Source organism: Phenylobacterium composti DSM 19425, assembly GCF_059568645.1.
In genome coordinates this window covers 43,550-69,204 of record NZ_JCANTT010000002.1, presented here as the reverse complement: position 1 = coordinate 69,204, position 25,655 = coordinate 43,550, and the positions used below count along the sequence as shown (strand labels likewise).

The following is a 25,655-nucleotide window of genomic DNA, read 5'->3' as shown; positions in this document are numbered from 1 at the left end:
CCGGTGGCGGCGGAACGCGATTCCGCGCAAGAGGAGGGGCATGACGGCCAAGCTCCTCGACGGCGAATACGACTATATCGTGGTGGGCGCGGGCTCCGCCGGCTGCGTTGTCGCCAACCGGCTGTCGGGGGATCCGAACGCCCGCGTGCTCGTGCTGGAAGCCGGCGGCCGGGACGACTGGATCTGGTTCCACGTGCCGGTGGGCTACCTCTTCGCCATCGGCAATCCGCGATCGGACTGGCTGTTCGAGACCGAACCGGAGCCGGGGCTGAACGGCCGGGCGCTGAAGTACCCACGGGGCAAGGTCATCGGCGGCTCGTCGGCGATCAACGCCATGATCTCCATGCGCGGCCAGGCGGCCGACTACGACCACTGGCGTCAGCTCGGCCTTTCGGGCTGGGGCTGGGAGGACGTGCTGCCCGTGTTCCGGCGGCTGGACGACCATTTCCTGGGCGACAGCGAGCATCACGGCGTGGGCGGCGAATGGCGGGTGGAGCAGCCGCGGGTGCGCTGGACGGTCCTGGACGCCATCGCCCGGGCCGCGGTGCAGATGGGTGTCCCCGCCACCGAGGACTTCAATACGGGCGACAACACCGGCGTCGGCCTTTTCCACGTGAACCAGCGGCGCGGCATGCGGTGGTCGGCTGCGCGCGCCTTTCTCAAGCCCGCCCTGAAGCGGCCGAACCTGCGCCTCGAGACCGGCGTGACCGTGGAGCGGGTGTTGATCGAAAATGGCCGGGCGGTGGGCGTGGCCTTCCGGCGGGGCGGTCAGGTTTTCACGGCGCGGGCCCGGGGCGAGGTGATCCTCTCGGCGGGCGCCATCGGGTCGGCCCAGATCCTTCAGCTCTCGGGCGTGGGACCAGGCGAATGGCTGAGCGAGCTGGGCCTGCCGGTGATCGCTGACCGGCCGGGCGTCGGCCGCAATCTCCAGGATCACCTGCAGCAGCGGGCGATCTACAGGGTCACCGGGGTTCCCACCCTCAACAGCGCCTATCACTCGCTGCTCGGCCGGGCCTGGATGGGGCTGGAATACGCCCTGTTCCGCACCGGGCCGCTCACCATGGCGCCCTCGCAGCTCGGCCTCTTCACCGTCTCCTCGTCGGAGCACGAGCGGCCCAACATCCAGTTCCACGTCCAGCCGCTGTCCCTGGACCGGTTTGGTGAGCCGCTGCACCGCTTCCCGGCGGTCACGGTGGCGGCCTGCAACCTGCGGCCGACCTCGCGCGGGACCGTGCGCCTGCGCTCACCCGATCCGGCGCATGCGCCGCGCATCGCCCCCAACTACCTGGCCACGCCCGAGGACCGCCGGGTGGCGGCCGATGCCATCCGCGTGACCCGCCGGCTGATGGCGCAGCCCGCGCTGCAGCCCTATCAGCCGCAGGAGCATCTGCCGGGGCCGGAGGTGGGCGACGATGACAGCGCCCTCGCCAAGGCCGCCGGCGACATCGGCACGACCATCTTCCATCCCGTGGGCACGGCGAAGATGGGCATGCCGTCCGACCCGGAAGCGGTGGTGGACGCGCGGCTGCGGGTGATGGGGCTGGAGCGCCTGCGGGTGATCGACGCCTCGGTGATGCCGACCATCACCTCGGGCAACACCAACACGCCCACCGTCATGATCGGTGAGCGCGGCGCCCGATTCGTCATCGAGGACGCGCGCGCCTAAGCGTGTCCTCGCCGGTCAGGGATGACGGTCCTCTCCCGCGGCGCGGGAGAGGCGGCGATCACACCAGCGCGCCGTGGCAGTGCTTGAACTTCTTACCCGAGCCGCAGGGGCACGGATGGTTGCGGCCGGTGTTCTCCCAGCCCTCGGGCAGGGCGGTGACCGGCAGCGCCTCGCGCTGCTCCGGAGAAATGTTGTCGGGCGTGAAGCCGGGCGCAGCCTCGTTCTCGCCGGTGAGCGGGTCGAGGTGGACCTCGAACATCTGGGCCGGTTCGGGCGGCGGAGGCTGCTCGAACTGGATCTCGACGTTCATGAGCCAGCGGGTGACGTTCTGGCGCAGGTCCACGAGCAGCTTCTCGAACAGCGAGAAGGCCTCGGTCTTGAACTCGTTCAGCGGATCGCGCTGGCCGTAGCCGCGCAGGCCGATGACGTTGCGCAGGTGGTCGAGGTGCATCAGGTGCTCCCGCCACTGCACGTCGATGACGTTCAGGAGGAAGTTCTTCTCCACCTCCCGCATGCGCTCGGGCGACAGCAGGTGTTCGCGCTCGGCGGCGCGAGCGTCGGCCGCCTGGACGATCCGCTCCTCGATCTCCTCGTTGGCGATGCCTTCCTCGGCCGCCCACTCGGCGATCGGCAGGTCGAGGCCCAGGTAGTCGCGCACGTGCTGGGCCAGGCCCTCCACGTCCCATTGCTCGGCATAGGCCTTGGGCGGCAGGTGGCGCTGAACGAGGTCGGAGATGGTGTCATGCCGGAACTCGACGATGATCTCGGAGAGGTCCGACGACTCCAGGAACTCCTGGCGCTGCTCGAAGACGGCCTTGCGCTGGTCGTTGGTGACGTCGTCGTACTTCAGCAGGTTCTTGCGGATCTCGTAGTTCCGCTGCTCCACGCGCTTCTGGGCGGTGGCGATGGCGCTGTTCAGCCACTTGTGGGTGATCGCCTCGCCTTCCTGGACGCCGAAGGTGCGCATGATGGCGTCCAGCCGGTCGCCGGCGAAGATGCGCAGCAGGTCGTCCTCGCACGAGAGGAAGAACTTCGAGTGGCCCGGGTCGCCCTGACGGCCCGTCCGGCCGCGCAGCTGGTTGTCGATCCGGCGGCTTTCGTGACGCTCGGTGCCCAGCACATAGAGGCCGCCGGCGGCAAGGGCCTGTTCCTTGAGGTCCTTGATCTCGGCCTCGATCAGCGCGCGCTGGGCGAAGGCCTGCTCGGGCGTGGGCTCGATGCCCTGCGCCCGCTGCTCTTCGCGCCACTTGGCCAGCCGCATGTCGACGTTGCCGCCCAGCTGAATGTCGGTGCCGCGACCGGCCATGTTGGTGGCGATGGTCACGGCGCCCGGCACACCGGCGTCGGCCACGATCAGGGCTTCCTGCTCGTGGTAGCGGGCGTTCAGCACGTTGTGCGGGATGCCGACCTGGGGCTTGCCGTCCTTCTCGAACCGGTGCGCCTTCAGGAGTTCCGACAGCTGTTCGGACTTCTCGATGGAGACCGTGCCCACCAGGATCGGCTGGCCGCGCAGGTAGCAGGCCTCGATCTGCTTGACGATCGCGGCGTTCTTCTCGGCGGCGGTGCGGTAGACCTCGTCGTCCTCATCGATCCGCTGGATCGGACGGTTGGTCGGGATCTCCACCACCTCCATCTTGTAGATGTCGGCGAACTCTTGGGCCTCGGTGGCCGCGGTGCCGGTCATGCCCGACAGCTTGGAGTAGAGGCGGAAGTAGTTCTGGATGGTGACCGAGGCCAGGGTCTGGTTCTCGGGCTGGATGACCGCCCCTTCCTTGGCCTCGATGGCCTGGTGCAGGCCTTCCGACAGCCGGCGGCCGTGCATCATCCGGCCGGTGAACTCGTCGATCAGGATCACCTCGCCGGCACGGACGATGTAGTCCTTGTCGCGGGTGTAGAGGACGTTGGCCCGCAGGGCCTGGTTCACGTGGTGGACCACCGAGACGTTGGCCGGGTCGTAGAGGCCGGCGCTGTCCTCGGCCAGGTGGCCGGCGGCCTCGAGCATCTGCTCGATCTTCTCCGAGCCTTCCTCGGTGAGGATGACCTGACGCTGCTTCTCGTCGTGGTCGAAGGTCGACGGGTCCTGGATCAGCTCTTTGATCAGCAGATCGATGGTCTTGTAGAACTCGGAACGGTCCTCGGTGGGGCCCGAGATGATCAGCGGGGTGCGCGCCTCGTCGATCAGGATCGAGTCCACCTCGTCGACGATCGCGAAGTTGTGGCCGCGCTGGACCATCTCGCGCCTGTCGTAGACGAGGTTGTCCCGGAGGTAGTCGAAGCCGAACTCGTTGTTCGTGCCGTAGGTGATGTCGCTGTTGTAGGCGGCTTGGCGCTGGCCCTGGGACAGGCCGTGGACGATCACCCCGGTGGTCAGGCCCAGGAAGCGATAGACCTGACCCATCCAGTCGCTGTCGCGCTGGGCGAGGTAGTCATTGACGGTGATGACGTGGACGCCCTTGCCGGTCAGGGCGTTCAGATAGGTCGGCGCGGTGGCGACCAGGGTCTTGCCTTCGCCGGTCCGCATCTCGGCGATGCCGCCCTGGTGCAGGATCATGCCGCCCACGAGCTGCACGTCGTAGTGCCGCTGGCCGAGCACCCGCTTGGACGCCTCGCGGACCACCGCGAAGGCCTCGTCCAAGATCTGGTCCAGGGTCTCGCCCTTGGCCAGGCGCGCCTTGAACTCGTCGGTCTTGCCCCGGAGTTCGGCGTCCGAGAGCGCCTGGATCTTGGGTTCGAGCGCGTTGATCTTCTGCACGCGCGCCAGCAAGGCCTTGACCTTGCGGTCGTTGGAAGAGCCGAAGAACCGTTGGAAGATGCTCAAGAGAGATGTCCGATCGCCGGCTGCGCCCTAGGCCCTGCGCATGCCGAAAAAGCCGCTCTTTAGGGGCGTGGGTGACTTAAGGACTGCCCCCGCCCAAGTCAACGCAAGCCGCCCTGCGGCCTGATCGCCGACCGGGCATGGCCAACTGATCGCCGATACGAAAAGGCCCTCCCGGCGAGGGGAGGGCCGATCCGGTTCGCCCGATGGGCGAGGGCTTAGAAGACCTCGAACAGGCCCGCGCCGCCCATGCCGCCGCCGATGCACATGGAGACCACCACGTGCTTGGCGCCGCGGCGCTTGCCTTCCTGCAGGATATGGCCCGCCAGACGCGCGCCGGTCATGCCGAACGGGTGGCCGATGGCGATCGAGCCGCCGTTGACGTTGTACTTGGCCGGGTCGATGCCGAGCTTGTCACGGCAGTACAGGCACTGGGACGCGAAGGCCTCGTTCAGCTCCCACAGGTCGATGTCGTCGATCTTCAGGCCATGGCGCTCCAGGAGGCGCGGGATGGCGAAGACCGGGCCGATGCCCATTTCGTCAGGCTCGCAGCCGGCGACGGCCCAGCCCTTGAAGACGCCCAGCGGATTGAGGCCGCGGCGCTCGGCTTCCTTGCTTTCCATCAGCACCACGGCGGCGGCGCCGTCCGAGAGCTGCGAGGCGTTGCCGGCGGTGATGAACTTGCCCTCGCCGCGGACGGGCTGGAGCTTGGCCAGGCCTTCCAGGGTGGTGTCCGGGCGGTTGCACTCGTCCTTGGTGACCACGTAGTCGACGATGGACTCTTCCTTCGTCTCCTTGTTGACCACCTTCATCTTGGTCTTCATCGGGACGATCTCGTCCGCGAACTTGTCCGCCTGCTGGGCGGCGGCCATGCGGCGCTGGCTTTCGAGCGAATATTCGTCCTGGGCCTCACGGCTGACCTTGTAGCGCTCGGCCACGATGTCCGCGGTGTCGATCATCGGCATGAAGATCGCCGGGTACATGCGGGTCAGCTCAGGATCGAAGTTGTCGGCGCTGCCCGGGCCCGGGTTGGGCATGGAGATCGACTCCACGCCGCCGGCCACCACCACGTCGGCGCCGTTGTTGCGGATGTAGTCGGCGCCCATGGCGATGGTCTGCAGGCCCGACGAGCAGAAGCGGTTCACGGTCACGCCCGAGGTCGTGATCGGCAGGCCGGCCAGCAGGCCCGCCTGGCGGCCGAGGTTGCCGCCGCCGTGCGCCACATTGCCCAGGAACACGTCCTCGACCTCGGCGGGCGCGACGCCCGAGCGTTCCACGGCGTGCTTCACCGCGTGGGCGGCCATCGAGACCGTGGGGGTCATGTTGAAGCCGCCGCGGGCGGACTTGGCCAAGCCCGTGCGGGCGTAGGAGACGATCACGGCTTCGCGCATTCTAAATGATCCTTCGCGACAATGATGGCGCTTTTAAACGAGCGTTCTAACGCTTGGGCAACCTTTGCATCCCGCAGCGGAAATGGCTAGGGACGGCCAACGTCCGCCGGACGGCGGCGCCGCTCCGACAAACCGTGGGTGAACTCGCATGGCGGCAAAGCCCCTCCGCACAGCCGGCCTGGTCCTGGCCCTGGGCGCCGCCCTGGCCGCCTGCGGCCGCGGCGGCGACGGCGACCAGCCGCCGGAGCGGGGCGACGTGGCCGTGGCCGGGGTGGACGGGCGCGCCGTCTGGACCTCCGACGTCAAGCGCGAAGCCGTGGCCCAGGGCCTGATCGGCGAGGGCGAGCCGCTGGACCCGTCCTCGGAGCTGTTCCGCCGGGTGCTCGAGGAGGTGATCGACCAGAAGCTGCTCGCGGCCGAGGCGCTGAAGCGCAAGCTGGACGAGAACCCGGTGGCCCAGCGCCGGCTGGAGGCGGCCCGCGACCGCATTCTCGGCGACATGCTGGTGGAGAGCGTCGTCTCCGGCGCGGTCACAGAGAACAACATCCGCGGCCTCTACGAGGAGCAGCAGAAGCTGGCCAAGCGCTCGGAGGAGATCCGCGCCCGGCAGATCGTGCTGGCCACCGAAGCCGACGCCGAGGCGGTGAAGAAGCTGCTGGCGGCCGGCGCCTCGTTCGAGGCCCTGGCCATGGAGCGCTCGCGCGATCCGGCCACCCGCTTCAACGGTGGCGACCTGGGCTATTTCACCACCGACGTCATGCCCGAGGCCTATGATCTGGCCCTGAAGGACGCCAAGCCGGGGCAGGTGGTCGGCCCGTTCGCGGTGGAGAACGGCTTCGCCCTGGTGAAGGTCGAGGACCGCCGCCTGGAGCAGCCCATCACCCTGGAAGCCGCCCGGCCGCAGATCGTGCGCTTCCTGACCTATGACCGCATCCGCGACCTGCTTGAGAAGCTGCGCGGCAAGGCCAAGATCGAAACCCTGGTGAAGCCCGACGCCGACACGCCCCGTGCGCCGCCGCCGGCCGACGCCCCCAGGACCTCTCCGCAATCCGCCCCGACCAAGGGAACGCAGTCATGAGCCGTAAGCCGACCTCCTCGAAGGGCGCCAAAGCCCCCGCCAAGCCGGTGGAGGTGGTAGGCCAGACGCTCGAGCGCGCCTTCGACCCCCTCGCCAGCGCGCTCAAGCGCGCCGCCCTGAAGCGGGCCGACAAGCTGGCCCACGCCTTCGACCGCGAGCCGGCGCCTGCCCCCGCAGCGCAGGCGGCCAAGGTGGACAAGGCCGCCATGCCGGTCTCGCCGCTGGCCGTGCCCTTTCCGAAGATGCCGCCCATCGCCGGCGTGCAACTCGCCGTGGGCCGGGCCGGCTTCTACAAGCATGAGCGGGACGACCTGATGGTCATGGTCTTCCCGGACGGCGCCAGCGCCGCCGGCGTCTTTACCCGCCACGGCGTGGGCTCGGCCCCGGTGGACTGGTGCAAGCGGCATCTGGAAGCCACCAAGGGCGAGGGCGTCCGGGCCCTGGTGGTCAACGCCGGCTGCGCCAACTCCTTTACCGGCAAGCCCGGCGCCGACGCCGTGCGCCGGGTGGCGGCCGGGGTGGCCAAGCGGTTCGACTGCCGTCAGCGGGACGTGATGGTCGCCTCGACGGGCGTCATCGGCGTGCTGCTGGACGACGCCAAGATCACCCAGCGCCTGCCGGACCTGGAGCAGAAGCTGTCGCCCGACAACTGGGCCGCCGCCGCCCGGGCGATCATGACCACCGACACCTTCCCCAAGGGCGCCTACGCCGAGGCCAAGATCGACGGGGTGACGGTGCGGATCGGCGGGATCTGCAAGGGTTCAGGCATGATCGCCCCCGACATGGCCACCATGCTGGCCTTTGTCGTGACGGACGCCGCCATCTCGCCGGCGGCGCTGCAGAACCTCTGCAACCTCTACACCCGCAACACCTTCAACGCGGTGACGGTGGACGGGGACCGCTCCACCAATGACACCCTGCTGCTGTTCGCCACCGGCAAGTCCGGCGCGCCGAAGATCAGTCGCGCGGGCGACAAGCGCCTGGCCGACTTCCGGGACAAGCTGGAAGCGGTGCTGATGGACCTCGCCCACCAGCTGGTCCGTGACGGCGAGGGGGCCACCAAGTTCATCAAGATCACCGTCACCGGCGCCGAGACCCCGGCCTCGGCCCGCAAGATCGCCAAGTCCATCGCCGAAAGCCCCCTGGTGAAGACCGCCTTCGCGGGCGAGGACGCCAACTGGGGCCGCATCGTCATGGCGGTGGGCAAGGCCGACGAGCCGGTGGACCGCGACTCGATCAGCGTGAAGTTCGGCCCCTACTGGGCAGCGCAGGACGGCCTCATCGCGCCCTCGTACGACGAGGCCAAGATGAGCGCCTATATGAAGAAGCAGGAGCTGGAGGTGACGGTGGACGTGGGTGTCGGCCGGGCCAGCTCCACCGTCTGGACCTGCGATCTCACCAAGCGGTACGTCGAGATCAACGGCGACTACCGCTCCTGACGCTGAGGACCAGGCCAGGGCCCTGAAATGACGAGGGGCGCGCCGTCGCCGGCGCGCCCCCTTGTTTTGCCAGGCTGAGGCCTGCCCCTTGCGACTATCGGTTCGACCACACGCCTGAACGCTCTGGGCCGCCCGAGCGGCCGCGTCCGCCGGCGCCGCCGCCTCCGCGACGCGGGCCCTTGAAGGCCGGACGCTCGGCGCCGCCACTCTTGGAGCCTTCGCGCGGCGGGCCGCCTTCGGGACGCCGGCCGGGCTTGGCCTGGCTGTGGTTGCGGTTCGGCTTCTTCGGATGGCCCTGGCGGTGCGGCTGGGCCGGACGTTCGGGCTTGCCGACCTCGGGCATGGCCGCCGTGGCGGCGCCCAGGTGACGGTCGTTGCGCCGGTCGAAGCTGGGGATCCGCTGGCGGGTCACCTTCTCGATGTCCTTCAGCAGGCCCCGTTCGTCGTCGGCGCAGAACGCCACCGCCGAGCCGTCGGCGCCGGCCCGGGCGGTCCGGCCGATCCGGTGGACATAGGCCTCGGGGACGTTGGGCAGCTCGTACTGGACCACGTGGCTGACGGCGTCGATGTCGATGCCGCGGGCGGCGATGTCGGTGGCCACTAGGGCGCGGACCTCGCCCTTTTTGAAGGCGGCCAGGGCTCGCTCGCGCTGCCCCTGGCTCTTGTCGCCATGGATGGCGGCGGCCTCGACGCCCACCTGCTCCAGGGAGCGGGCCACGCGGTCGGCGCCGCGCTTGGTGCGGGTGAAGACGATCACGCGCTTGAAGCTCTGATCGTCAAACAGCTCGGCCAGCAGGGCGCGCTTGCGCTGCTGCTCGACGAACAGGACGCGCTGGTTGATCCGCTCCACCGTGGTGGACGGCGGGGTCACGGTGATCTTCAGCGGGTTCGGATTGAGAATCTCGCCGGTGAGGCTTTCGATCTCGGCCGGCATGGTGGCCGAGAAGAACAGGTTCTGACGCTGCTTGGGCAGGTAGCGGACCACCTTCCGGATCGGGACGATGAAGCCCATGTCCAGCATCTGGTCGGCCTCGTCGAGGACGAAGATCTCGACGCCCTCAAGCGTCATGGTTTTCTCGGCCAGATGGTCCAGCAGGCGGCCGGGGGTGGCCACCAGCACATCGACGCCGCCGGCCATGGCCCGCATCTGCGGCCCGGCCTTCACGCCGCCGAAGATCACCGCCACCGAGACGCCCAGGTGACGGCCGTAGGCCTTGAAGCTCTCGCCGATCTGGGTGGCGAGTTCGCGGGTGGGCGAGAGGACCAGGGCGCGGCAGCTCCGGCGCGGGGCCGGCTTCCGGTTCTCAGTGAGGCGGTGGAGGATCGGCAGGGCGAAGGCGGCGGTCTTGCCGGTGCCGGTCTGGGCGATGCCCAGGAGGTCGCGCCCGCCCATGACGCCCGGGATCGCCTGGGCCTGGATGGGCGTCGGATTGACATAGCCCTCGTCGGCCAGCGCCTTGAGCAGCGGCTTGGCCAGGCCAAGGTCAGTAAACTGGGTCAAACAGATATCTTTCACGTATGCGCCGAGCGCGCCGGCTCGGCCATTCCGAGGGCGCGGACATCGCGGGTCTATGGGGAAGCGCCCCGCGTGATGGGCGAATCTTATGGGATCGGTGGGCTCGACAGGCTGAGCTTCCGTCTGGAAGCCCCACGCGGCTGGAGCGCCGATAGCGCCATCTTTCAAAGCGCACAGCTCAGATCGGCGTTCGGGACGGCAAAGTCAACCCACGATGGACGTTCGGCGCCGGCCTGTGTCTGAAACGCCCAGGCCTCTCGCCTCGCAAAGACGGGGAGGCTATTGGCCAGAGCATGAGCAAATCCATGCTGCTGGTGGCCGCCGCCGCCCTGATCGATGTCGATGGCCGGGTGCTGATCTGCCAGCGGCCGGAGGGCAAGCAACTGGCCGGCCTCTGGGAGTTTCCCGGCGGCAAGGTTGAACCCGGCGAAACGCCCGAGGCCTGCCTGATCCGCGAATTGGACGAGGAACTGGGCGTGCGGGTGTCCAAGGCCTGCCTCGCCCCCTTCGTCTTCGCCAGCCATGAATACGAGACTTTCCACCTTCTGATGCCGCTCTACCTGGTGCGGCGCTGGGAGGGGCAGCCCATGGCCAAGGAGCATCAGGCCCTGAAGTGGGTGAAGCCCGGCAAGCTCGACGACTATCCCATGCCGCCCGCCGACGCCCCGCTGGTGGCCTGGTTGAGGGACCTGATCTGATGCGTCAGGCGGCGCGGACGCTCTCAGTCGCCACGCCCGGCCAGGGGCTGCACGAGATCACCCGGGAGGTCGCGGCTTTCGTGGCCGGCGCCGGCATGACCACGGGCCTGCTCACCGTCTTCTGTCGCCACACCTCGGCCTCGCTGCTGATCCAGGAGAACGCCGACCCCGACGTGTGTCGGGACCTGGAGGACTGGGTGGCGCGGCTGGCGCCCGAGAGTCCCGCCTACCGCCATCAGGACGAGGGCCCGGACGACATGCCGGCTCACCTGCGGACGGCGCTGACCACGGTGCAGCTGTCGATCCCGGTGGTCGGCGGGCGCCTGGCGCTCGGGACCTGGCAAGGGATCTACCTCTTCGAGCACCGCACGCGCCCGCATCGGCGCGAGGTCGTGCTCCACCTGCTGGGTGAGTAGCGGACGCGGCTGCCGGGAGGCTAGCCCACGGCGGCCCGCCGGATCCTCGCCGGCCGCGTCGCCTCCACCACGCACTGGCCGGTCTCGGTCATCGCATGGACGCCCAGGCAGTAGATGTCCTCGTAGTGGGTTCCTGCGCTCGCCAGACACTGGTGGAAGTTCATCTTGGCCCACCTTAGGCAGGCGCCTGTGCGGGGTTCCGAAAGCAGGCTGCGCCCCTGGGCTTCCTGGCCCAGGACCGTGAGGGCCGCGAGGGCGAGCCCGCGGGCGACGACGGGGCTCGCCCCGCCGCGCCGACCGCCCTCGGCCACGGCGGCGGCGACCCGGGCGCGATCCTCGGGGGCGGCGCGGTGGCCGCCGGTGGAGATGCGCTTCACCTGGGCGAGGCGTGCCGGGCCGTTGGTCAGCCGGGCCGTTGACCACTTATGCTTCTGGACGGAATAGGCGGCCTTCCGCACTCGCCCCCCGGCGTCGACCAGGGCCTCGCCCCGGCGGTGGAGAGCTCCGTTGGCCCGCCCCGCCGCGGCGGCGGCCCCCGGCAGGTCGAACGCAGCCTCCGGATTGGCGGCGAGCCGCCGGGCAAGGTCGCGGCCTCCCGCCTTCTTGACCCCGGCTACAAAGGCGGGCTCCTGCAACGCGGCCAGGGCGGCGTAGGCGATCATCCCGGCTTCCAGTTGGCGGGGCTCATAGGCGGCCCCCGCCTGGAGGCCGCGGCTCACGTCCTCCACCCCGGAGAAGGCGGGCGAGATGGCGCCGGCCTTGCGAGTGAAGGCCTCGAAGGCGCCGGCCTGCGCGGCGAGGCCGACGTCGACGTGGGCTTGCGGCGCGGGCGGTCCGGCGGGGCCGCTGGCGGGCGGCGGCATGGCGCAGCTTGCGAGCAGGAGAGCGGCGACCGCAGCGGCGGCGCGCGGGTATGGACGGGCAAACACGTCAGATCTCCCTGACGATGCGCCCCCCGCGGGTCAGGTTCTCGCCAGGGAGGTTAAGGCTTGGTCGCCAAGCTTGGCCTTAAGAGGGCGCCAGTAGGGCGGCGGCGTCAGCCCGGCGGGGCCCAGCCGGTCAGGGTGATGATCTCGAAGGTGGCCGGCACGCGGCCGTCCTCGTCGCGGAAGCGTTCGAAATAGATCTCGAAGGTCCGCTCCAGGAGCGCCCTGGTCAGCTTGCGGGGGTGCCGGTCGGCCAGGACGCTGGTCTCGCCCATCTGGCGCAGGTCGAACAGCAGCTTCAGGGGATGGTCATAGGTGACGGTGACCTTGTCCACATCGGCCACGGGCATGGAAAAGCCCGCCCGCTGCAGCAGGCCCGCGGCGTCCTGGCTGTCGGCGAAGGGCGAGACGCGGCTGCCGGCCCCGCCCAGGATCTCGCTTTCGGCGGCCACCAGCGACTGGCGCAGCTCGGTCAGGGTGACGCCGCCCAGAAGCGCGCCGATGAACAGTCCGTCCGGCTTCAGCGCCCGCCGGGCCTGGATCAGGGCGCCGACCACGTCATTGGTCCAGTGGAGGCCCAGGGTCGAGACGATCAGGTCCAGGCTGGCCTCGGCGAAGGGCAAGCGCTCCTCGTCCAGCACCACCCGCGGCCCGGCCCGGCCGCCCAGCATCCGGGGCGAGAGATCGCTTTCGATGAGCAGACCGACCTGGCGGGCCGCAGCCCCTGCGGCCAGAGCCTCACGGAAGGCGCCGCCCCGCGCCGACAGGTCGACGGCCAGGGGGAAGTGGCGCATGATCGGGATCAGGCGCTCGGCCACATCCTCGGCGGCCCGGCGCTGAAGGAAGTCGGCGTTCGCATAGTCCCGGGCCGCCCGGTCCAGGCGTTTGCGGTGCAGGGCGCGATCGAAGAGCCGGGGCGGGCTCGAGGGGGGCGAAGCGGGCATGGCCGCGGAAGATGGCGATTTCACCCGCCGATGGGAACCGGGCCCGCGCCTGAAAGGCCTCTGGCGCAGCGCCCTGGATCTGGTTTTCCCCCCGCAAACCCTCGACGGCGGGCCCCGTCCGCTGGCCGGCGGCCTCTCGAACGGCGCCTGGAGCCGCATCCATTTCCTGGACGGCCCGGTCTGCGACGGTTGCGGCGTTCCCTTCGACTACGACATTGGCGCCCGCTGCGCGGCGTGCCTGGCGCGGCCTCGGGCCTTCGACCGGGCCCGGGCCGCCTGCCTCTATGATGAGACCTCCCGCGAGCCGATCCTGAAGCTGAAACATGCGGACCGCACGGACCTGGCCCCCCTGATGGCGCGCTGGCTCTCGCGGGCCGCCCGGGACCTGGTGGAGGACGCCGACGCAATTGCGCCGGTGCCGCTGCACCGCCTGCGCCTGCTGCGCCGCCGCTATAATCAGGCCGCAGAGGTCGCCCGGGCGCTCGCCCGGCTCACGGGGACGCCTTACCTGCCCGACGTCCTGATCCGCCGCCGGGCCACCGACAGCCAGGCGGGCAAGTCAGGCTCGGGGCGTCGACGCAACGTGGCGGGAGCTTTCGTCGTACCGCCCGGCCGGCGCGAGCGGGTGGCGGGCCTGCGCATCCTGCTGGTGGACGATGTACTGACCACCGGGGCCACGGCGGAGGCGTGCGCGCGGGCGCTGAAGGCGGCGGGGGCGGCCTGCGTCGATCTCGCCGTAGTGGCCCGGGTTAAGGAAGCCGCCGGACTCACCATATGAGTGTTTCTGTTGAACCTTGAGCGAAGGCTCTCCCGTTAAGGCGCCATGGCAAACGTCACGATCTACACCAAGCCGTTCTGCCCCTACTGCATCCGGGCCGTGAGCCTGCTGGAAGAGAAGGGCGTGGAGTTCACCGAGATCGAGGCCGCCTTCGATCCGGAGAAGAAGGCCGAAATGGTCCAGCGGTCCGGCCGCATGACCTTCCCGCAAATCTTCATCGGCGACCGTCACATTGGCGGCTGCGACGACATGATGGCCCTCGAACGCGAGGGAAAGCTCGACCCGTTGCTGCAGGCCGCGGCCTGACGCCTGTCTCTCCCCAGAGCGGGACGGGACGGCTATAGCTCGGCGCCATGAAGATCGGCCTCGTCCAGACGCGCACGCCCACCAGCCACGCTGCGGCGCTGGCCCACATCGAGCCCCTGGTGCGGGAAGCGGCCGCGGGCGGCGCCCGGCTGGTCGCCACCCCCGAGGGCAGCAATATCCTCGAGAAGGACAAGGCGCGCCTGTTTCCGCAGTTGAAGGCGCTCGCCGAGGATCCGGTGGTGCTGGGCCTGCAACGGCTGGCGCAGGAACTGGACGTCTGGATTCTCTGCGGCTCGGCCCTGGTGCTGCGGGACGACGGCAAGGCGGCCAACCGCCAGGCGCTGATCGCCCCGGACGGCCGGATCATCGCCACCTATGACAAGCTGCACATGTTCGACGTCGACCTGCCGAACGGCGAGACGGCGCGGGAATCGGCCACCTATGAGCCGGGCGAGCGGGCGGTGCTGAGCGCCGTGGACGGCGTCCACCTTGGCCACGCCATCTGCTACGATGTGCGTTTCCCGGCCCTGTTCCGCGCGCTGGCCGTGGCGGGAGCGCAGGTGCTGGCGATCCCGGCGGCCTTCACCCGCCCCACCGGCGAGGCCCACTGGGAGGTGCTGCTGCGGGCCCGGGCCATCGAGACCGGCAGCTATGTCATCGCCCCGGCGCAGGGCGGCTTCCACGAGGACGGGCGCGGCACCTGGGGGCGATCGCTGGTGGTGGGGCCATGGGGCGAGGTGCTGGGCAAGCTTGACCATGACGAACCCGGCGTGCTTCTCGCCGACATCGAGCCGGAGGCCGTGGCCAAGGCGCGTGCGGCCATTCCGGCGCTCGCCAATGCGCGGGCCTTCACGGGTCCCTAAATCCTACGCTGATGATCAAGTACGCCCTTATCTGCGACCGCGAGCACGCCTTCGAAGGCTGGTTCGGCTCGTCGGCGGACTATGACGACCAGCACGCCCGCGGCCTGCTGGAATGCCCCGTCTGCGGCGCCAAGGCCGTGCGCAAGCAGATCATGGCTCCGGCCCTGGCCGGGGTCCGCAAGACCGTCCAGGATGAAGTCGCCGGCCCGCCGCAGGCGATGATGATGGAGGTGATGAGCCGCATCCGCCGCCACGTTGAGGAGAACTTCGACGACGTGGGCGACGCCTTCGCCGAGGAGGCCCGGGCGATCCATGAGGGGCGGGCCGAGCAACGTGGCATCTACGGCCAGGCTACGCCCACGGAAGTGCGCGAGTTGCTGGAGGACGGCGTTCCCGTCGTCCCCCTGCCGCCCGAGCCGCCCAAGAAGACCGAGCTGAACTGAGCCTCGGCTAGAAGCTCATCCTGAGCCCCGCCGACATCAGATAGCCCGTCCCCTGCACGTCGCCGCGCAGGCGCGTGGTCACGGCGGCGGGCGTGCCCGGATAGAACTCGGTGTCATGGAACACCGTGCTGTCCTCGAAATGGATGTAGGCGCCGGCGAGGTCCAGGGTCGTGCGTTCGTTGAGGCGGGCGCTGGCGCCGGCCCCGAAGATCCAGCGGTCGCCGTCCGGCACCCGGGCGGTCCGCTCATCGTCCGGCGTCGGCGTCGGGTCGTACTGCACCCCGGCCCTCAGGGTGAGGCGCTCGTTCACGGCGTAGTCGAGGCCGACGCCGCCCGAGGTCACGTCCTTGTAGTTCTGGGCGAGGGTCTGGACGCCGCCCGCAGTGCGCACCTCGATGGCGTCGAATTCGCCCCAGCCCACGCGCTGGACCTGGCCGTTCAGCGTCAGCTTGTCGGTCACGGCCCAGCGGGCGCCGACGGTGGCGATCCAGGGCGTGGAGAAGTGGGCCTTGCCGGGGAGGTCGGCATTGCCCCCCGCCAGCGGTCCCATGAGGCCGCCCACGAAGACGTCGCCCTTCAGCTTGTGGTCGATGGACGAGCGGTAGCTGGCTCCCAGCGTCACCTTGCCGAGCCGGGCCTGGGCGCCCGCGGACCAGCCGAAGTCCCAGCCATCGCCCGAGAGCTGGGTGACGCCGTCCGGCAGCAGAGGCGAGAGGTTCGGCTGGGCGGTGGAGAGCTTGGCGTCGGCGTACTCGGCGTTGACCCCCAGGCCCACGTCGAGCCAGTCGGTCACCCGCATGGCGCCGGTGAGCTGCAGGTCGGCGCTGTTCAGTCGCGACTCCAGGGCGTCGTAGCGGGCCCAGGCGCCACGGCGGTACTTGGTGGTGAAGTTGTAGGGCGCCGCCATGGAGAGGCCCACGGCGAAGCGGTCGCCCACGGGTGTCGCCACGGCGAGGTTCGGGGCGACCCCGTCGCGGATCGGCTGAAAGGCTCGCGGCTCGCCGCCGACCGGCGTCGTCGTCCCGTCAGGATAGGTGATGGTCGAGCCCCGGTCCGACACTTTCGATTCCAGCAGCACGGCATGGGCGCCCACATAGGCTTCGCGTCCCGAGCGAGCGATGGCGGCCGGGTTCCACCACAGCGAGGCGACGCCGGTGTCGGCGACCTCGCCGGAATAGGCGCGTCCGGCGCCGCGCACCGACTGTTCCTGCAGATAAAAGCCGCTCGCCTGGGCAGAGGTGGCGAGGGCCGTGGCGGAAAGGGCGGAAAGGGCGATGGCGGAGGTCTGAAGGCGGCGCATGGCTGTGTCCCGAACTGAAGTCCTGGCCCCCCAAGCGCAGAGGTAGGCATGGGTTGCGCCGTTCGCTTGCCGACCTGACAGTTTTGCGCTGGCCGACCGCTTGTGTTGCCCCAAGGCCACACTAAATCGGGGCTGTCGGCGACCGTGCTTGGATCAAGGCGGTTGTCGTTATCCGCCTGGATAGGGGACCTATGAACATCGACATCTATTCCGACCGCGCCAAGCAGGCGATCCAGTCGGCCCAAAGCCTGGCGCTTGCTCGCCGCCATCAGCAACTCGCCCCGGAGCACCTCCTGAAGGTGTTGCTGGAGGAAAAGGACGGCCTGTCCCGCGCGCTGATCCAGAGCGCCGGCGGGCGGCCCGACGCCGCCGACCGGGCTGTGGACGCCCTGCTCGCCAAGCTGCCCAAGGTCGAGGGCGGCTCAGGCCAGCTCTACATGAAGGCCGAGAGCGCTCGGGTCTTCGCCGAGGCCGAGGCCGGCGCCAAGGCGGCGGGCGATGCGTTCGTCACGACCGAGCGGCTGCTGATCGCCATCGCCAAGGAAGGCGGCGAGGCGGCCGAGGCCATCCGGCAGGCTGGGGCCACCGCCAAGGGCCTGGAAGAGGCCGCGACCGCCATGCGCAAGGGGCGCACCGCCGACAGCGCCTCGGCCGAGGAGGGCTATGACGCCCTCAAGCGTTACGCCCGCGACCTGACCCAGGCCGCCCGGGACGGCAAGCTGGACCCGGTGATCGGCCGGGACGAGGAAATCCGTCGGACCATCCAGGTCCTGTCGCGCCGGACGAAGAACAATCCGGTCCTCATCGGCGAGCCCGGGGTCGGCAAGACCGCCATCGTCGAAGGGCTGGCCCTGCGCATCGTCAACGGCGACGTGCCGGAGGGCCTCAAGGACAAGCAGCTGCACGCCCTCGATATGGGCGCACTGATCGCCGGAGCGAAGTACCGCGGCGAGTTCGAGGAGCGCCTGAAGGCGGTGCTGAACGAGGTCACCCAGGCCGAGGGCTCGATCATCCTGTTCATCGACGAGATGCACACCCTCGTCGGGGCCGGGAAGACCGACGGGGCCATGGACGCCTCCAACCTGCTCAAGCCCGCCCTGGCGCGGGGCGAACTGCACTGCGTGGGCGCCACGACCCTCGATGAGTACCGCAAGCACGTGGAGAAGGACGCGGCGCTCGCCCGGCGCTTCCAGCCGGTGTTCGTGCAGGAGCCGACGGTTGAGGACACCATCTCGATCCTGCGCGGCCTGAAGGAGAAGTACGAGGTGCACCACGGCGTGCGCATCTCGGACAGCGCCATCGTCGCGGCCGCCACGCTCTCGAACCGCTACATCACCGACCGCTTCCTGCCCGACAAGGCCATCGACCTCGTGGACGAGGCGGCCAGCCGAGTGCGCATGGCGGTGGACAGCAAGCCCGAGGAGCTTGACGAGATCGACCGGCGCATCGTGCAGCTGAAGATCGAGCGCGAAGCCCTGGCCAAGGAGACCGACGCCGCCTCCAAGGCGCGGCTCGAGAAGCTGGAGGAGGAACTCGTCGGCCTGGAGGCCCAGTCGGCCGAGATGACCGCCAAGTGGCGCGCGGAGAAGGAGAAGGTCTCCTCGGCCGCCCAACTGCGGGAAGGCCTGGACCGCCTGCGGGCCGAACTCGCCGCCGCCCAGCGGCGCGGCGACCTGCAGCGCGCCTCCGAGATCGCCTATGGCGAAATTCCGCAGCTTGAGAAGCGCCTGGCCGAGGCCGAGACCGCCGAGGGCGGGGCCATGACTCCCGAGGTGGTGGACGCCGAGCAGATCGCGGCGGTGGTGTCCCGCTGGACGGGGGTGCCGGTCGAGAAGATGCTCGAGGGCGAGCGCGAGAAGCTGCTCAAGATGGAGGACGGCCTGCGCAAGCGCGTGGTCGGCCAGGAGGAGGCCCTGGTGGCCGTCTCGGACGCCGTGCGCCGCGCCCGCGCCGGGCTGAAGGATCCGAACCGGCCCATCGGTTCGTTCCTGTTCCTCGGCCCTACTGGCGTCGGCAAGACCGAACTCACCAAGGCCCTGGCCGAGTTCCTGTTCGACGATGAGTCGGCGGTCACCCGCCTCGATATGAGCGAGTACATGGAGAAGCACGCCGTCAGCCGCATGATCGGCGCGCCTCCCGGCTATGTGGGCTACGACGAGGGCGGGGCGCTCACCGAGAGCGTGCGCCGCCGGCCCTACCAGGTCGTGCTGTTCGACGAGGTGGAGAAGGCCCACCCGGACGTCTTCAACGTCCTGCTTCAGGTGCTGGACGACGGCCGCCTCACCGATGGGCAGGGCCGCACGGTCGACTTCCGCAACACGCTCATCATCATGACCTCCAACCTCGGCTCGGAATTCCTGGCCGGGCTCGAGGATGGCGACGACGTGGAGAAGGCCCGCGGTCCGGTGATGGAGGTGGTCCGGCGCCACTTCCGGCCCGAGTTCCTCAACCGCATCGACGAGGTGATCCTCTTCAAGCGGCTGGGCCGGGCCGAGATGGACGACATCGTCCGCATCCAGTTGCAGCGTGTGGAGAAGCTGCTGGCCGACCGGCGCATGTCCATCACCCTGGACCCGGCGGCCCTGCACTGGCTCGGCGACAAGGGCTACGACCCGGTCTATGGCGCCCGGCCGCTGAAGCGTGTGATCCAAAAGGAGCTGGTGGACCCTATCGCCCGCAAGCTCCTGGCGGGCGAGCTGGAGGACGGGACCGTCATCGACATCCATGCGGGCGAGGACGGCCTGGAGATCGGCCGCGCGAAGGTCCACTGAGTCGGCGACGCCTCCCCATTGCGGGGAGGCGTCCCTCTCTGCCCATCCTGGTCGCTAGAACGCCACCTGGGTCACGCGCCCGCCGCGAGTGGTGACCCGCTTCATCAGGGCCAGGGTTTCGCCTTGCGGCTGACCGGCGGGGCGGGCGATGGTGATCACGTACCAGGCGCCGTTCGGCAGGCCGGAGAAGCTGAAGCGGTCCTGCTGGTCGCAGGTGGTGCGCTTCACATATGGGCCAGCGTCACCGGGCGGGGCCGAAGGCGTGCGCTTGCGAACCTCATCGGCGGGCAGGGCGGCCCGTTCCGTCGACCCGTAGAGGGCGGCCATCCGGCGGCGCGACCACGGAGTCTCGGGGGTCAGGACAACGCCGGCGCCGGCGCAGGTGTAGGCGGTCTGTCCCTGGCGCAGGCTGCCGCGGCCGACGATGCCGTTCGGGCCGGGCGCCGCGGCCCATCCGAAGTCGGCGGGGTTGAACTCGGCGGGCCCCGAGGGGCGCGGGCCGGGACGACCGGGCGGCGGAGGGCCCAGGGTCGGGGCGCAGGCGGCGAGGGTCAGGGCGGCGAGCCCCACGGCGGAGATCGGGCGGAAACGCGTCATCACGGGGCCAGCTTATAGGCGATTGCGGCGAAACCATGCCAGGGGTCGCCGCCGACCTTTGCCTTGCGCGCTTGACGGTGGCGCTTCCCGTCCCGCTATCCTGCCGACCGGGGGGCCGCATCAAGGAGGGACCGACATGGCCCACAAGTTTGAGATCTACAAGGACAAGGCCGGGGAGTTCCGGGTCCGTTTCAAGTACAACAGCGAGACCATCTTCTCGACCGAGGGCTATGCCTCCAAGGCGAGCGCCAAGAACGCTATCGAGAGCATCAAGAAGAACGGGCCGGACGCGCCCGTCGAAGACAACAGCTAGTCGTCGCCGCGCGGGCGCCCGCGCATAACCTTGACGCTGGCGCGCTGGGACTTGGCCTTCAGGCGACGCTCCTTGGCGGCGCGGGTGGGTTTGGTTTTCTTGCGCGGCGGGGGCGGCGGACGGGCCGCCTCCCGCACCAGCTCCACGAGGCGTGCGACCGCCGCCTGCCGGTTCAGCTCCTGCGAGCGGTGCTCCTGGGCGACCAGCACCAGCACCCCGTCCATGGTCAGCCGGCTTCCCGACAGGCGGTAGAGCCTGGCCCGGACCGGTTCAGGCAGGGACGGAGAGGCGCGCACATCGAAGCGTAGCTCTATGGCGGTGGACACCTTGTTTACAGTTTGGCCTCGCCATGGCGGCGTGAGCGACCGGCGAGCCGAGGATCGCAATGGTTAGGCAGCAGGCTCACTCGCGAGTTTGGTTGACGAACCGGCATCCCATGAGAGTTTCGTCGTATGAAAGGCTTTGGCCTGCCAAGATCGGAGTCACATGGATCGGCTCACGCCGGAACGCAGATCGGCAAACATGCGTGCGATCCGGTCGCACGACACGAAACCTGAACTTGTCGTCAGGAAGTCGCTGTTCCGCTTGGGATACCGATTTCGGGTGAACTTTCGGGCTGCGCCGGGCTCGCCGGATATCGCCTTCCCCGGCCGGAAAAAGGCTATTTTCGTCCATGGCTGCTACTGGCACCGACATCCGGGGTGTCCAAAAGCCTACATGCCGAAATCGCGACAGGAGTTCTGGTCCGCGAAGTTCGAACAGAACGTGTCTCGGGACTCGCGCAAGCTCCGACAGCTTATCGACGCAGGGTGGGCGGCGCTGGTTGTGTGGGAGTGCGAAGCAGTCGAGGGTGACTCGCTTCGCCAGCGGCTGACCGATTTTGTCGGCCCGACTCGTATTAGACTGGCTTCATCATGACCGACGCAGCTATCGCCCGGAAACTTGAACGTCTCGCTAGTGGTAAGCCCCTGCGGGTGTTGGACCTGTTCGCTGGCTGCGGAGGTATCTCGCTCGGGTTCAGGCGGGCGGGATTTCAGATCGACGCTGCCGTCGAGTTCGACCCGTTAGCAGCACGTTCACACGCAACGAACTTCCACAAGCATCTGCAAGGCTCGGAGTTCGAGCAGCACGCCGCTGCACGGGACATCACACAAACTGAACCTACCGACCTCGTGCGGGACCTCGGGCTCGATGGCGCCGCTTCGGATGTGTTCGACGTGGTGGTTGGCGGCCCTCCCTGCCAAGCCTATGCCCGTGTTGGCAGAGCGAAGCTGCGCGAGGTTGCGCAGCACCCTGAAGCCTTCCGAGTTGATGCTCGGGGCAACCTCTATCTCCGATATCTGCACTTCGTGCGCGAGACCAAGCCGCTTGCGCTCCTGATGGAGAACGTGCCCGACATCATGAACTACGGCGGGCACAACGTTGTCGGTGAGATCGCGGAAGCGCTCGCGGATATGGGCTACGTCGCTCGTTATACCCTGCTCAATGCTGCGAGGTTTGGCGTTCCGCAGATGCGCGACCGCGTAATCCTCCTCGCTCTACACGAGAGCCTTGAGACCACGCCGACCTTTCCAGAGCCGACACGACACGTCGATCTCCCGCCCGGCTACAGCGGCACGCGTGCGGTGGCGTTTAAGAACATCGACATGCTGGTGGAGCAGTTCTTCGTTGAAGAGCCGATAGGAGCAAAGACCCTTCCCTATGCCGTCACCGCAGAAGAAGCGATTGGGGACCTGCCGCCGATCACGCTGCATCTGGAAGGCAAGCTGAAACGCGGCGCCCGGCGCTTCAACGACATCATACCGTATGAACCGTCTCGAGACTTGTCAGCCTATGCCGCTGACATGCGGGCGTGGCCTGACTTCGAAAACGAAGAGGGCCTGCGGGATCATGTGATCCGCTATCTCCCGCGTGACACGTTCATCTTCAGAGAGATGCCGCACGGTGCTGAGTATCCCGTGGCGCATCAGACGGCCGTCCGACTCTACGAGGAGGAGATTGCTCGGCTGGAGCGACAGAAGGGCCGTCTGCCTCAGTCGGAGCGTGACGCGCTGCACCGGAAAATGGTGCCGCCTTACCCCGTCACCAGCTTTCCCAATCGCTGGTGGAAGCTTCGTCCCGACCAGCCGAGCAGGACATTACTGGCGCATATGGGCAAGGACACCTACTCGCACATCCACTTCGACAGCGCGCAAGCGAGGACGATCAGCGTTCGCGAGGCGGCCCGCTTGCAAAGCTTCCCCGATGGCTTCGTGCTCTGCGGGACCATGAACCCGGCTTACCGCCAGATCGGCAATGCGGTGCCACCGATGCTGGCGTTTGCGCTGGCGAAGCACCTCCGTGCGTCGCTCGAAGAAGCCGTCGCGGCACGGTCTCTCGAAGCCGCCTAGTCCTCTTCGGTCGGTAGCTCCTGCGGGGCACCCCACTTCAAGACATCCGTTCGGACTTCGATATTCGTTGCGCGCACGCCTGTTGGCAACGCTGCAAGCTGCGACAGCAGGGCGGAGGCCAACGTCCCTATCGGGTCGGAAAGCCGCACCTTCGGTCCGGTGCCGTTTTCGAGGTCAAACACACGCGCAATCCGGTAGGCACTTGCTGAGGCCGCCGTCTCAAGCTCAGCCGCAGAGACGTGGATGGTGCCGTCGAATGGGCCGGTGGTGCTCTTTACGTCCACGAGCACGCTGGCTCCGCCGTGTTCAGTGATGGCGAAGTCAAAAGGGCTCGTCGCGTTCTGGTCGGCCGTCCACTCGAACGCCGCGATGCGGCCTGTATCGCGTTCGCGTTCAAGATAAGCGCAGAAGAGCGCTTCCCCAGCGCGGCCGATTTCCTGAGCGCGGAGTTTTGCGGCCGCAAGCTCGGCGGCGCTCACCGGCCGGGCAGAGCCTGATCGTGCCTTCGAGTCGAGCCTGCGCCGCGCCTCTTCATCTCCATCGGAGGCGGCGATCAGATCGGCGGCACGAGAGGGATCAGGCAGAAGGAGCCTGAGCGGATGCCCGGCCGGGGCTGGAACAGCAGCCAAATCGCTTGTGCTGAGATCGACCATTGACCGCGTGCGGGGAGCCAATGCGAAGGTCGTGACCAGGTGGTCATGGAGCGGCTTATCGAGCGGCGAGCCTGCTGACAGCACGACCATGCTGATCGATGTCGGAAGCGGTTCTCCGTCAAACCCAAAGACGGCGAGATCGCCGGGTTGCAGCCCGTTGTAGCGGGTGGGATCGGAGGCGGGTGCTTCGATCAGCTTGCCGTTCAGGCGCCAGTTCTTGCCTGCTTCCGGCTTGATGATCTTTCGTTTCACCCGTAGCAGCGGGGTGCCGTTCGGGCCGTAGATGTCGAGCACGACCGGTTGCTCGAATGTGCCTGTAATGGCGTGCGGCAGACTCGGGAAGAGGCGCCCGGCGAGCACATCGCCGTTGAGGTTAACGCCCTTCTGCTTGCTGGACGAATTGAGCCGAAAGTAAGCCTCAAACAACGTCAGATCGCTGCTCGTAAGCAGCTTCACCGCATAGTGCACGCCCAACCTCCCCGCTCAGGAGGGCATTCGATAGCAGAGGCAAAGCCGCTCCGTCAGCTTGGTTCGGATCGGATGCTCGGCCATGCCCCCGCGCCGATCACAGCTCACTCATGAACGGGCCTACCTCGCAGCGACTTGATGCCGCCCCGTCGCGCCTTTGATTCCAGCCTGCGGAGCTTCGATGCCTTTGTGGGTTTCGTCGGCCTTCGGGTCTTCGGCCGATGAAGAGCCTGCCGGATCAAATCGGCCAATCGTTTCCGGGCTTCCTGCCGGTTCATCTCCAACGAGCGGGAGCCCTGCGAAAACAGGATCAACACATCATCCTGCGACAGTCGACTACCGGCTAGTCGTCTCAGTCGTTCCTTGGCGTCGTCGGGTAGACTGGATGCCCCTACGTCAAAGCGAAGCTCTACAGCATTGCTGGTCTTATTGACGTGCTGGCCGCCGGGGCCGCTCGCCTTCACCATGCGCTCAGAGATTTCGTCATCGCTGAGCGAAAAATTGGGGGTGATTCTCATCATGCCCGCGATTTAGGTCGGACTGTCTTCACTCGCTGGCCACCCGGTCCCGACGCGCGGACGGCGCGCAGTTGCACCTCCTCATCGGCGAGCTGGATGGAGCGCGTGACCTCGATCATTGGGCGCAGGGTTGCCACGGTTTGCGGCGCGGCGCGACGATTTCACCGGGCCGCTCAGATGGGCCTCGCTTGACCTCTGCGCAAAAAACGGCTTGAGAGCCCCGGCTTTGCTGCACCGCCGTTGCGCGGCGGCGGCAAGATTGTCGTATCAGGAGAAACAAACATGCGCGTCTACTACGATCGCGACGCCGACCTGTCCCGGATCCTGGACAAGAAGATCGCCATCGTAGGCTATGGCTCGCAAGGCCGTGCGCATGCGCTGAACCTTACCGACTCGGGCGTGAAGAACGTGGCCGTGGCGCTCCGCCCCGGTTCGGCGACCGCCAAGAAGGTCGAGGCCGACGGCCTGAAGGTGATGACGGTGGCCGAGGCTTCCGCCTGGGCCGACGCGATCATGATCCTGGCTCCCGACGAACTTCAGGCGCAGATCTATCGCGACGAGATCGCCCCCAACATCCGTGACGGCGCGGCCCTGCTGTTCGCCCACGGCCTGAACGTCCACTTCGGCCTCATCGAGCCGAAGAAGACGGTCGACGTTCTGATGGTCGCCCCGAAGGGCCCCGGCCACACCGTCCGCGGCGAGTACCAGAAGGGCGGCGGCGTGCCCTGCCTGATCGCGGTCCACCACGACGCCACGGGCGGCGCCATGGACCTCGGCCTAGCCTACGCCTCGGCCATCGGCGGCGGCCGTTCGGGCATTATCGAGACTAACTTCCGCGAGGAGTGCGAGACCGACCTGTTCGGCGAGCAGGCCGTGCTCTGCGGCGGCCTGGTTGAGCTGATCCGCGCCGGCTTCGAGACCCTGGTCGAGGCGGGCTACGCCCCGGAGATGGCCTATTTCGAGTGCCTGCACGAAGTGAAGCTGATCGTCGACCTCATCTATGAGGGCGGCATCGCCAACATGAACTACTCGATCTCCAACACGGCCGAGTACGGCGAGTACGTCACCGGTCCGCGGATCATCACCGCCGAGACCAAGGCCGAGATGAAGCGCGTGCTGGAGGACATCCAGTCCGGCCGTTTCGTCCGCGACTTCATGCAGGAGAACGCGGTCGGCTCGCCTTTCTTCAAGGCCACCCGCCGTCGCGGCGCCGAGCATCAGATCGAGGAAGTCGGCCAGCGCCTGCGCGCCATGATGCCCTGGATCACCAAGAACAAGCTCGTCGACACCGAGCGGAACTGATCGCCACCGCGCATTCCAGATCAGAAGGCCCCGGAGCGATCCGGGGCCTTTTTGGTTTCAGCCC

The 25,655-nt window shown here is 68.3% G+C and carries 24 protein-coding genes; 14 read left to right on the top strand and 10 right to left on the bottom strand.

From position 1 onward, the window contains the following. The first annotated feature begins 40 nt into the window (after positions 1-40). Positions 41-1,666 (top strand): GMC family oxidoreductase, encoded by a 1,626-nt coding sequence (locus tag BO64_RS00895; protein WP_496401387.1) that lies wholly within the window; start codon positions 41-43, stop codon positions 1,664-1,666. Positions 1,667-1,724: 58 nt separating this feature from the next. On the opposite strand, the gene secA is transcribed toward BO64_RS00895, so the two are convergent. Together secA and BO64_RS00885 are read right to left on the bottom strand one after the other, a co-directional pair. After that, positions 1,725-4,484: a preprotein translocase subunit SecA gene (secA, locus tag BO64_RS00890; protein ID WP_496401386.1), complete on the bottom strand. Its 2,760-nt coding sequence runs from the start codon at positions 4,482-4,484 to the stop codon at positions 1,725-1,727. Positions 4,485-4,699: 215 nt separating this feature from the next. Further along, positions 4,700-5,872 (bottom strand): acetyl-CoA C-acyltransferase, encoded by a 1,173-nt coding sequence (locus tag BO64_RS00885; protein WP_496401385.1) that lies wholly within the window; start codon positions 5,870-5,872, stop codon positions 4,700-4,702. Positions 5,873-6,020: 148 nt separating this feature from the next. Here BO64_RS00885 and BO64_RS00880 point away from each other — a divergent pair, with 148 nt between their 5' ends. Both BO64_RS00880 and argJ read left to right on the top strand, forming a co-directional pair. Next, on the top strand, positions 6,021-6,950 hold the full coding sequence (locus tag BO64_RS00880; protein ID WP_496401384.1) for a peptidylprolyl isomerase: 930 nt from the start codon (positions 6,021-6,023) through the stop codon (positions 6,948-6,950). Beyond that, on the top strand, positions 6,947-8,389 hold the full coding sequence (gene argJ / locus BO64_RS00875; protein ID WP_496401383.1) for a bifunctional glutamate N-acetyltransferase/amino-acid acetyltransferase ArgJ: 1,443 nt from the start codon (positions 6,947-6,949) through the stop codon (positions 8,387-8,389). Before BO64_RS00880 ends, argJ begins: the two co-directional genes overlap by 4 nt. A 94-nt stretch (positions 8,390-8,483) precedes the next feature. Here the strand turns inward: argJ and BO64_RS00870 are convergent, their stop codons facing one another. Beyond that, a complete protein-coding gene (locus BO64_RS00870) occupies positions 8,484-9,890 on the bottom strand; it encodes a DEAD/DEAH box helicase (RefSeq protein WP_496401382.1) in 1,407 nt (468 codons plus the stop codon). Between the two features lie 308 nt (positions 9,891-10,198). Between BO64_RS00870 and mutT the strand changes: the two genes are divergently transcribed. Continuing rightward, entirely contained in the window at positions 10,199-10,603 is a 405-nt protein-coding gene (mutT, locus tag BO64_RS00865; RefSeq protein WP_496401381.1) for an 8-oxo-dGTP diphosphatase MutT, read from the top strand. Continuing rightward, positions 10,603-11,019 carry a secondary thiamine-phosphate synthase enzyme YjbQ gene (locus BO64_RS00860; RefSeq protein ID WP_496401380.1) on the top strand — a complete coding sequence of 139 codons (417 nt, stop codon included), beginning with the start codon at positions 10,603-10,605 and terminating at the stop codon, positions 11,017-11,019. Before mutT ends, BO64_RS00860 begins: the two co-directional genes overlap by 1 nt. A gap of 20 nt (positions 11,020-11,039) precedes the next feature. Here BO64_RS00860 and BO64_RS00855 read toward each other — a convergent pair whose 3' ends face one another. Together BO64_RS00855 and BO64_RS00850 are read right to left on the bottom strand one after the other, a co-directional pair. After that, on the bottom strand, positions 11,040-11,948 hold the full coding sequence (locus tag BO64_RS00855; protein WP_496401379.1) for a hypothetical protein: 909 nt from the start codon (positions 11,946-11,948) through the stop codon (positions 11,040-11,042). Between the two features lie 107 nt (positions 11,949-12,055). Next, positions 12,056-12,889, bottom strand: a complete 834-nt coding sequence (locus BO64_RS00850; RefSeq protein WP_496401378.1) for a methyltransferase domain-containing protein — start codon at positions 12,887-12,889, stop codon at positions 12,056-12,058. On the opposite strand from BO64_RS00850, the gene BO64_RS00845 reads away from it, so the two are divergent. Genes BO64_RS00845 through BO64_RS00830 form a run of 4 tightly spaced genes read left to right on the top strand, consistent with a single transcriptional unit; the run spans position 12,888 to position 15,279 of the window. Then, on the top strand, positions 12,888-13,667 hold the full coding sequence (locus BO64_RS00845) for a ComF family protein (RefSeq protein ID WP_496401377.1): 780 nt from the start codon (positions 12,888-12,890) through the stop codon (positions 13,665-13,667). The two genes, BO64_RS00850 and BO64_RS00845, sit on opposite strands and share 2 nt — an antisense overlap. A gap of 45 nt (positions 13,668-13,712) precedes the next feature. Next, positions 13,713-13,973 carry a glutaredoxin 3 gene (gene grxC / locus BO64_RS00840; RefSeq protein WP_496401376.1) on the top strand — a complete coding sequence of 87 codons (261 nt, stop codon included), beginning with the start codon at positions 13,713-13,715 and terminating at the stop codon, positions 13,971-13,973. Positions 13,974-14,020: 47 nt separating this feature from the next. After that, the gene (locus BO64_RS00835) at positions 14,021-14,836 is read left to right on the top strand and encodes a carbon-nitrogen hydrolase family protein (RefSeq protein WP_496401375.1); all 816 of its coding nucleotides are present in this window, start codon (positions 14,021-14,023) and stop codon (positions 14,834-14,836) included. A gap of 11 nt (positions 14,837-14,847) precedes the next feature. Next, complete coding sequence (locus BO64_RS00830; protein ID WP_496401374.1) at positions 14,848-15,279, top strand: DUF1178 family protein; 432 nt, start codon at positions 14,848-14,850, stop codon at positions 15,277-15,279. A 7-nt stretch (positions 15,280-15,286) separates the two neighbouring features. Here the strand turns inward: BO64_RS00830 and BO64_RS00825 are convergent, their stop codons facing one another. Next, positions 15,287-16,579, bottom strand: a complete 1,293-nt coding sequence (locus BO64_RS00825) for an OmpP1/FadL family transporter (protein WP_496401373.1) — start codon at positions 16,577-16,579, stop codon at positions 15,287-15,289. A 191-nt stretch (positions 16,580-16,770) separates the two neighbouring features. Here BO64_RS00825 and clpB point away from each other — a divergent pair, with 191 nt between their 5' ends. Further along, the gene (gene clpB, locus BO64_RS00820; RefSeq protein ID WP_496401372.1) at positions 16,771-19,350 is read left to right on the top strand and encodes an ATP-dependent chaperone ClpB; all 2,580 of its coding nucleotides are present in this window, start codon (positions 16,771-16,773) and stop codon (positions 19,348-19,350) included. Positions 19,351-19,404: 54 nt separating this feature from the next. Here clpB and BO64_RS00815 read toward each other — a convergent pair whose 3' ends face one another. Next, positions 19,405-19,947 carry a hypothetical protein gene (locus tag BO64_RS00815; RefSeq protein WP_496401371.1) on the bottom strand — a complete coding sequence of 181 codons (543 nt, stop codon included), beginning with the start codon at positions 19,945-19,947 and terminating at the stop codon, positions 19,405-19,407. A gap of 136 nt (positions 19,948-20,083) precedes the next feature. Between BO64_RS00815 and BO64_RS00810 the strand changes: the two genes are divergently transcribed. Beyond that, a complete protein-coding gene (locus tag BO64_RS00810; protein ID WP_496401370.1) occupies positions 20,084-20,260 on the top strand; it encodes a YegP family protein in 177 nt (58 codons plus the stop codon). Here the strand turns inward: BO64_RS00810 and arfB (BO64_RS00805) are convergent. Continuing rightward, a complete protein-coding gene (arfB, locus tag BO64_RS00805) occupies positions 20,257-20,646 on the bottom strand; it encodes an alternative ribosome rescue aminoacyl-tRNA hydrolase ArfB (protein WP_496401369.1) in 390 nt (129 codons plus the stop codon). The two genes, BO64_RS00810 and arfB (BO64_RS00805), sit on opposite strands and share 4 nt — an antisense overlap. Before the next feature lie 100 nt (positions 20,647-20,746). On the opposite strand from arfB (BO64_RS00805), the gene BO64_RS00800 reads away from it, so the two are divergent. Both BO64_RS00800 and BO64_RS00795 read left to right on the top strand, forming a co-directional pair. Continuing rightward, positions 20,747-21,178, top strand: coding sequence for a very short patch repair endonuclease (locus tag BO64_RS00800; RefSeq protein ID WP_496401368.1), 432 nt, complete (start codon positions 20,747-20,749; stop codon positions 21,176-21,178). Then, positions 21,175-22,650, top strand: a complete 1,476-nt coding sequence (locus tag BO64_RS00795) for a DNA cytosine methyltransferase (RefSeq protein WP_496401367.1) — start codon at positions 21,175-21,177, stop codon at positions 22,648-22,650. Before BO64_RS00800 ends, BO64_RS00795 begins: the two co-directional genes overlap by 4 nt. Here BO64_RS00795 and BO64_RS00790 read toward each other — a convergent pair. Both BO64_RS00790 and arfB (BO64_RS00785) read right to left on the bottom strand, forming a co-directional pair. Beyond that, positions 22,647-23,771, bottom strand: a complete 1,125-nt coding sequence (locus tag BO64_RS00790; RefSeq protein WP_496401366.1) for a protein NO VEIN domain-containing protein — start codon at positions 23,769-23,771, stop codon at positions 22,647-22,649. The genes BO64_RS00795 and BO64_RS00790 overlap by 4 nt on opposite strands. Positions 23,772-23,875: 104 nt before the next feature. After that, positions 23,876-24,292, bottom strand: a complete 417-nt coding sequence (gene arfB / locus BO64_RS00785) for an alternative ribosome rescue aminoacyl-tRNA hydrolase ArfB (protein WP_496401365.1) — start codon at positions 24,290-24,292, stop codon at positions 23,876-23,878. Positions 24,293-24,571: 279 nt separating this feature from the next. On the opposite strand from arfB (BO64_RS00785), the gene ilvC reads away from it, so the two are divergent. Further along, positions 24,572-25,591, top strand: coding sequence for a ketol-acid reductoisomerase (ilvC, locus tag BO64_RS00780; RefSeq protein ID WP_496401364.1), 1,020 nt, complete (start codon positions 24,572-24,574; stop codon positions 25,589-25,591). Positions 25,592-25,655 lie beyond the last annotated feature (64 nt).

Coding starts and splice junctions, on each gene's coding strand:
- grxC (WP_496401376.1), top strand. CDS start 13,713: ATGGCAAACGTCACGATCTACACCAAGCCGTTCTGCCCCTACTGCATC.
- argJ (WP_496401383.1), top strand. CDS start 6,947: ATGAGCCGTAAGCCGACCTCCTCGAAGGGCGCCAAAGCCCCCGCCAAG.
- clpB (WP_496401372.1), top strand. CDS start 16,771: ATGAACATCGACATCTATTCCGACCGCGCCAAGCAGGCGATCCAGTCG.
- BO64_RS00830 (WP_496401374.1), top strand. CDS start 14,848: ATGATCAAGTACGCCCTTATCTGCGACCGCGAGCACGCCTTCGAAGGC.
- BO64_RS00810 (WP_496401370.1), top strand. CDS start 20,084: ATGGCCCACAAGTTTGAGATCTACAAGGACAAGGCCGGGGAGTTCCGG.
- BO64_RS00825 (WP_496401373.1), bottom strand. CDS start 16,579: ATGCGCCGCCTTCAGACCTCCGCCATCGCCCTTTCCGCCCTTTCCGCC.
- BO64_RS00795 (WP_496401367.1), top strand. CDS start 21,175: ATGACCGACGCAGCTATCGCCCGGAAACTTGAACGTCTCGCTAGTGGT.
- BO64_RS00860 (WP_496401380.1), top strand. CDS start 10,603: ATGCGTCAGGCGGCGCGGACGCTCTCAGTCGCCACGCCCGGCCAGGGG.
- BO64_RS00880 (WP_496401384.1), top strand. CDS start 6,021: ATGGCGGCAAAGCCCCTCCGCACAGCCGGCCTGGTCCTGGCCCTGGGC.
- BO64_RS00800 (WP_496401368.1), top strand. CDS start 20,747: ATGGATCGGCTCACGCCGGAACGCAGATCGGCAAACATGCGTGCGATC.
- BO64_RS00885 (WP_496401385.1), bottom strand. CDS start 5,872: ATGCGCGAAGCCGTGATCGTCTCCTACGCCCGCACGGGCTTGGCCAAG.
- BO64_RS00850 (WP_496401378.1), bottom strand. CDS start 12,889: ATGCCCGCTTCGCCCCCCTCGAGCCCGCCCCGGCTCTTCGATCGCGCC.
- mutT (WP_496401381.1), top strand. CDS start 10,199: ATGAGCAAATCCATGCTGCTGGTGGCCGCCGCCGCCCTGATCGATGTC.
- BO64_RS00835 (WP_496401375.1), top strand. CDS start 14,021: ATGAAGATCGGCCTCGTCCAGACGCGCACGCCCACCAGCCACGCTGCG.
- BO64_RS00895 (WP_496401387.1), top strand. CDS start 41: ATGACGGCCAAGCTCCTCGACGGCGAATACGACTATATCGTGGTGGGC.
- arfB (WP_496401365.1), bottom strand. CDS start 24,292: ATGATGAGAATCACCCCCAATTTTTCGCTCAGCGATGACGAAATCTCT.
- BO64_RS00815 (WP_496401371.1), bottom strand. CDS start 19,947: ATGACGCGTTTCCGCCCGATCTCCGCCGTGGGGCTCGCCGCCCTGACC.
- ilvC (WP_496401364.1), top strand. CDS start 24,572: ATGCGCGTCTACTACGATCGCGACGCCGACCTGTCCCGGATCCTGGAC.
- BO64_RS00845 (WP_496401377.1), top strand. CDS start 12,888: ATGGCCGCGGAAGATGGCGATTTCACCCGCCGATGGGAACCGGGCCCG.